Source organism: Anabaena sp. UHCC 0253, assembly GCF_009712085.1.
Classification (GTDB): domain Bacteria; phylum Cyanobacteriota; class Cyanobacteriia; order Cyanobacteriales; family Nostocaceae; genus Dolichospermum.
Map to the genome: position 1 here is coordinate 215,366 of NZ_VILD01000010.1, position 6,423 is coordinate 221,788.

Annotated in this window: 7 protein-coding genes; all 7 read right to left on the bottom strand. The window is 36.8% G+C overall.

Going from position 1 to position 6,423, the window contains the following annotated elements; all coding sequences use genetic code 11:
* Positions 1-912: tetratricopeptide repeat protein (locus FJR38_RS23805; protein WP_168539808.1), on the bottom strand; the 912-nt coding region annotated here is incomplete at its 3' end.
* Between the two features lie 273 nt (positions 913-1,185).
* Entirely contained in the window at positions 1,186-1,701 is a 516-nt protein-coding gene (locus tag FJR38_RS23810) for a tetratricopeptide repeat protein (RefSeq protein ID WP_168539810.1), read from the bottom strand.
* A gap of 308 nt (positions 1,702-2,009) precedes the next feature.
* Positions 2,010-2,474 (bottom strand): hypothetical protein, encoded by a 465-nt coding sequence (locus tag FJR38_RS23815; protein ID WP_254445350.1) that lies wholly within the window; start codon positions 2,472-2,474, stop codon positions 2,010-2,012.
* 231 nt (positions 2,475-2,705) lie between these two features.
* The gene (locus FJR38_RS23820; RefSeq protein WP_168539812.1) at positions 2,706-3,395 is read right to left on the bottom strand and encodes a hypothetical protein; all 690 of its coding nucleotides are present in this window, start codon (positions 3,393-3,395) and stop codon (positions 2,706-2,708) included.
* Positions 3,388-4,296: a hypothetical protein gene (locus FJR38_RS28785; RefSeq protein WP_254449541.1), complete on the bottom strand. Its 909-nt coding sequence runs from the start codon at positions 4,294-4,296 to the stop codon at positions 3,388-3,390. Before FJR38_RS28785 ends, FJR38_RS23820 begins: the two co-directional genes overlap by 8 nt.
* Entirely contained in the window at positions 4,268-5,791 is a 1,524-nt protein-coding gene (locus FJR38_RS28790) for a CHASE2 domain-containing protein (protein ID WP_254449542.1), read from the bottom strand. Before FJR38_RS28790 ends, FJR38_RS28785 begins: the two co-directional genes overlap by 29 nt.
* Positions 5,792-6,121: 330 nt before the next feature.
* Positions 6,122-6,423, bottom strand: a 302-nt coding sequence (locus FJR38_RS28795) for a transposase (RefSeq protein WP_254449543.1), incomplete at its 5' end; no start/stop codon positions are given.

Here is a 6,423-nt window from a genome sequence, read left to right on the forward strand (position 1 = left end):
AGGATAGTCTCCCAAACGATGGTAGCCAACACCGAGATTTTCCAATGCATTACCCTCACCAAGACGGTCTTTGATTTCTTTCGCGATCGCTAAACGTTGTTGATGATAGTCAATAGCTGTAGGATAGTCTCCTAAACTATTGTAGGCAATACCGAGATTTCCCAGTGCATTACCCTCACCAAGACGGTCTTTGATTTCTCTAGCGATTATTAAACGCTGTTGATGGTAGTCAATAGCTGTGTGGTATTTTCCCAACCCAAGGTAGGCAACACCAAGATTTCCCAGCGCATTACCCTCACCAAGACGGTATTTTGTTGACTGGGCGATCGCTAAACTTTGTTGATGGTAGTCAATAGCTGTGGGGTAGTCTCCCAAAGCAAGGTAGGCAACGCCGAGATTTGCCAGTGATTGAATCTCACTAAGATGGTTTTTGATTTCTCTAGCGATTATTAAACGCTGTTGATGGTAGTCAATAGCTGTGTGATATTTTCCCAAACTATTATAGGCAACACCAAGATTTCCTAGTGCTGCACCCTCACCAAGACGGTGTTTGATTAACCTTGCAATCGTTAAACGTTGTTGATGATAGTCAATAGCAGTGGGGTATTCTCCTAATGCAAGGTAGGCAGCACCGAGATTTCCCAGTGCATTACCCTCCCCAAAACGGTTTTTGATTTCGCGGTAGATTTGTAGTGCTTGTCCCCAAGACTGCAATGCGTCCGTAAATTGACTAGTTTGAAATTGCTCAATACCTTGCTGTAATAGTCGGTCTGCTTCTGCTTTGCGTGCATCTGCTGTTTGTGCCAAGACCGGCGAAATTTGTAAAAAACTAGGTAATTTTGTAGATACAGGCATAGAAGCAGTCAGGATGAAAATAATAAATGCAGTGGTGCTGATTGTCCGATAACGCATGGCTGGTATTTGCAGTTAGGATTTTCGGCGTTGCTGAATCAGAGTATGAAATTTAAAAATTAGATATCTTTAACTCTTAATTCTTTGCGCCTTTGCGCCTTTGCGTGAGGCTAATTCATACATTCAATCAGCAACGCCAGATTTTTTATATAAAGGAGAGGCGTTGATCACATATATCTCTCATGGTTTCAGGGATATGCAAAAATGGCGAAGATATAGCAGCTACAACCGGATATAGATAAAATTTACCAACCCGGTTTTAGGCAAATAGCTCTAAATCGCCTGTATTTCCTCAATAGCATTATCTGCTCTTTGGGCAAGTTCCAATTCTCCTTCTTGGGTAAATAGGGTTGATGCTTTTTGTAAATCAGCGATCGCGCCTGGTTTATCTCGTAAATTCATCAGGGTAATACCTCGAAAATAGTACCCGTATGCAAAATTAGGACTAATTTCTATAGCTTGATCAAAATCATCTTTGGCTGTGTGATAGTTGTGTAAACTAAAATTACTTAATCCCCTGCCAAAATAAGCAAAACTATTATTAGGTTCTAGTTTGATAACTTGATTAAAATCTGCGATCGCTTCCTGATATTTCTCTTCTTCTAATCTTTTAAAACCCCGTTTTAAGTATATTGAAACATCATCTTTATTGCTTGAATCAGAAACTTGTGCGGTAACTGTAGATAATATTCTGGGCTGATTTGTCCATAAATTTCTTGCTTCGGCTTTGGGTGTAATCGCTATGGTGCTGAATACCATGATTACTATTGCTAAATTAAATTTTTGCATTTTTATATCTCCTTAATTACTGGTTGAAACTACAGCAAAGCGGAATTGGTAATTACGACAATATAAAAGGTTCATTGAATGGGAATGAGTGCTTTATTCTCGTAGAATTTTCGCTTTCTATCTATCTATACTTCTGGGTTATGCTGGGGTTATGCAAAAATCTTAAGTAGGTAGATGCTAATCAACCCAACTATGTAACGAACTGTAAATTACCCAAAACTATTGGGATTGCTTCGTTCCACTCGCAATGACATAGTTATAAGTTTTCCCACCTACCTACTTAGTTAATCAATCCCATTTTTTTAGCTTTAATTTGTGTAATCATCCGCAGATTCTTTCCTTGAATTTTTTTGAATATCTTGAATGTGAGTTAATCCCTGTAAACACCATTTAACTCTGTTGAGAATTTCTGCATAGCCAAGGCTTTTATTTGCTAAAACAAACCCTCCTTGATGTTCATCAATTTCTGACTTAATTTGAATTAAATTATTGATGTGTTCACTCTGCACCATAATATTTAAATGAGGATACTTTTTCATTAAAGTCTTTAACAATTGTATGCCTGTAGAAATTTGTGGGGATTCTCCATGCTTTGCAGGTAATAAAATATCTGTAATAATTAAGTCAGGTTGTATATTTAAAAACTGTTTTAGAGTGTCTTCAGCCGTCATTAATGTTATGGTTTTAGCTTTTGAATATTCATCTGTGATCATGGCAATTGTGCCACCAATAAATATTTTATGACAATCCGTTACTACCATTGACTGACTCATTTTGTTTACCTCCAATTTTAATAATAGGTAATAGACATCAACTGAATTTAAATATGCGTGACCTAAACGCCTATAGAGACGTTCCATGGAACTTCTCTACTTTTCCAGAGATGTCTAATGGGGAGTGAGAATCATAGACTAGCTATTATTTTCGCTTTCTATGTATTTATATTTCTCAGTCCTATTGGGGTTATGCAAAAACTAGAATTAAATTCTCATTCCCCCTGATTTCTAATTACCTGATACTTGATTAGCTATCACTGGTTTACATAAATTATGGACAATATCTTGACGAAATGTGGTTAATTCTGCCGAAGGTTCGGGTACAGAATAAACTTGTTGCAAGACATCACTCCACAAGTTCTTTTCAGCAAAGTAATTGGCTTTAGCTAGAGCGATCGCTTCGGTATTTGCACCTGTAGATTGGAGTTGTTTTTCTATATTTTGTAATTCAGAACTAATGCGATCGCGTTCTTGTTTTTCCATAACTTGAAAGGGGATAAATTGCCCACCATTAACTACCCATTGATAAACTTGTCCTGGTTGTAATGGTTCGCCTGTATAGGTAATATTTTGAGTATGAGATGCTGGGTGAATCCATGAATTGATATTACTACCCTGATGCCGCACTGCTATTGTAGAAACGTAACCTTGCCAAAGAAATAAAGGGCGATCGCTCCAAACTTTCCTATATACACTTGGTACATCTGGAGAAATCATACATACTGGTTCAGTAGGACGAGAACCACCATTTCGAGGTTTTATAGGCGGTTCTTTTTTCTTAAATAAATTCCGATAAATACTTACTAATAAAGATGAATCTTTTGTATTTTCGGCAAGCACAAATTCCTTAGGTAAGACAGCCAAACTTGTAGAAGCTACTGCTGATAAAACTAAAGTAGATATTAGAAGATTACGCATTTTTGTTTCTTTCAAAATAGGGAAGGATAAAGTAAAGCCAAACCATTGTCGAGGGTAAAATCCCAGGTAATAGTATGGCTAGGGAAATATAAACTTGTAAACTAACCAGTCCATAAACTCCTGTTATGATAGTTGGTATAAATAACCATTTCCATATAGATTTCTGCCTTTTTATTGGCAAAATTGATAGGCTTTTACCTACTAATATCGCCATAGCAGTTATCCAGAAATCAGGAATTGGCACAACTAATCTACGAGTCAGTAAATGATGCGCCATGAAAGCATGAGTTTCACCTCCTGTAATTACCCGATTTTTATTCTGAGAACTTTCTCGATTACGCCAGTATTTAACTGCAAGTGGTAAATCTCTATGAAAATTATCTTCACCATCTTTGCTAATTCCAGCTTCGTTATATCCCCCCGGTGCAATCATCACAATTTGCTGCTGTAAATTTGGAATCATGGCGGGATTTTCTAGTAATTCCCAAGCAGGAAGAGAACGATATACTTGCTGAGGGGGAATAGAAAAATCAATAATTGGGTGCATCCACATTTGATTTAGCCAATAACTAAAAACTGTAATTGGTTGTAAATGCGATCGCTGGGATGACAAAATTGTTTGATGACTTTTATTACCATCTTTAAGAAAAGCATTTATTTGTTGTAAAAAATCCGTTTGACTATCTAATTGCGGCTGGGGTGAATTGGGAATTTTTTGTAATTCATAACTCAGGGTTAATAAATTAGAAAAATGCCAAGGTTGAGTTTGCCAATCATCAACAGAAAACAAGCGCATATACCAAGGCAAAACTTTGATATCACCTTGTAGACTCCAGTTTAAACTGGTAATTTCAGGTAATGCTTGTAGCCATTCACCCTTGAGATTGTGAGTTGCAGCCAAAACAAACCATGTCGGCTGGGGGTGCAGAAATAGCATTTTGGATCGATGCCGCGAGGATAGGATCTGCTTGCTCTTGGGGTCGATCTAATAGATAATCAATACCAATTACTCTAGCGTTATTAGCCACTAACTTATCAACTAACTTCGCCAAATATTGACGATTCATCGGTTTGGGATTAGAGATGTTGGCTTTTCTAATAGATGTTTCATCAATTTGCACTAAGAGGATGGGCGCATAGGTAACACTTTCGACTTGATTTGTTAGTTGACGATATATAGCCTGTACCAATATGCGGCGTTGTAATATCCCTTTTTGTAGGGGTAGAGATAAACTAATAGTTAATATTAATAATAGTGTGATCGCTTCTAGGCGAGTAGGCTTTAATTCTATTCCAGGTCGTTGGATACAAAATGACTTTGCTCCTGGATGTCGGAATAAAGAAGGAATTAAATACGCACTAGGATAAGTAAAGTTTTTTTCTAATTTAATATATTTTGTTGCCGTTAATAATGACTCATGGACATCTTTATATTGAGCTAAAGTTTGGACAAATCGCAGAAAAAATTCCTCAGCTACCCGATTATGAATGGGTTCTCGCATTACTGCCACTTCACTAATACCCCAATCTATGAGTGTATTAGCAATACTTAACCCCTTGCAAGAGTTAAAAATTGCCACCTGCAAACCTCGCTCTTTTGCTATAGTTAAAGCAGGTTTTATTTCACTTAATAATAAAGCTGTATTTGGAGCGATACCCAACTCACCACCAGTCAAATTAGTTTCATTACTATGACCAGCAAAAAACAAAATATCCCAACCAGAATCAGCAGATATAGCTTGGACAATTTTAGTTTTTAACTCAGTAATACTTTCATGCGATCGCAAACCAACAAAAGTTACATCAGCCACAGAACGCAAAGAACGAATAGCTTGCTTTTCTGCGTTAAAATTTAAATTAGATTCATCTCCTAAAATAGCTAAAATCTTGGCTTTCCTGGGAGCATGATTTGGCTTGATATTAGCAATGAGACTTCGCCGATTTAAAGGTGTGCGAACAACCCGAAACTTAGTAGAATCGAGAGCAAATTCCGTACCAATTTCCCAGACTTCCCAAGGTAAACGATCTAAATCTAGAGAATCACAAATCAGAAAAATATCATTATTAATTTCTTTAGCTATAGTGGATCTAATTTCATATAACTCCGCACTACGTAACCAGTGATGAAACTCATATAAAAATTGTGCTTCCGCCTCCACCAAACGAGCGTGCCAATCAACTGGAGGTGCAGTAAAACTACCAATTTCTGCTACTCTTCCTCGCAGTTCCGTATTATAAAAACCTAAATAAATTCGTTGCCATTCCTGGTACTTAAAATTCAGCGCATCAGGATAAGCCAGCTTCACCCCAATCTGTTGCCCTTGCCCCCAAGACAATTCAAAATAACAAAGCTGATCAAACTGTTGCACCTTCAAATGAAAATTAGAAACAACCATGATTTACTACGGATAAAGACCAATGCACGCTGATAAATTAGACCTTTGACTCTCCAACAAAATGCACAATAAACAATCCTCCAAACGAAATGAGATCAGATTAACCGCTAACTATCTATATTTTTCAGCCCCAGGGAGGTTATGCAATTTTGCTTCCTTGTATCTTTGTTTACCCCCTTATTTCACCTCAAACCTTGTCAAAAAGCCGCAGTCGAGCATGACATAAATGAAAATAATCCATAAATCTCAAAATTTATGCTGATTTTTATGATGCTATAAGTAGGGCTTGCTGAAAAAGTAGAAAAAGGCAAAAAAAAATTAACTAGGTAGTTAGGCAAAAGCAAAGATAAGTTTTTGTTGTTTAAAATTAGGCAAAACATCACTTTTTCTAATTGAATTAAAGAAAAAAGAGATTATTTGGAAAAATTGCCATAAAAATCCCCAAAAAACCCTTGATAGTAAGGTAGAAAGATTCATAACTAAAAAAGTAATAGCAATAGCAGTTAGAGAGGTATGAGGAAGTTTAGCCATGACTCTACCCAAACTAAATCTTCGTTTACCCTGCCCAAATTTACCTTCAATACAGTTACGAATACCTTCGTCATAAGCAGCCTGTTTCTTATTTTCTTTAC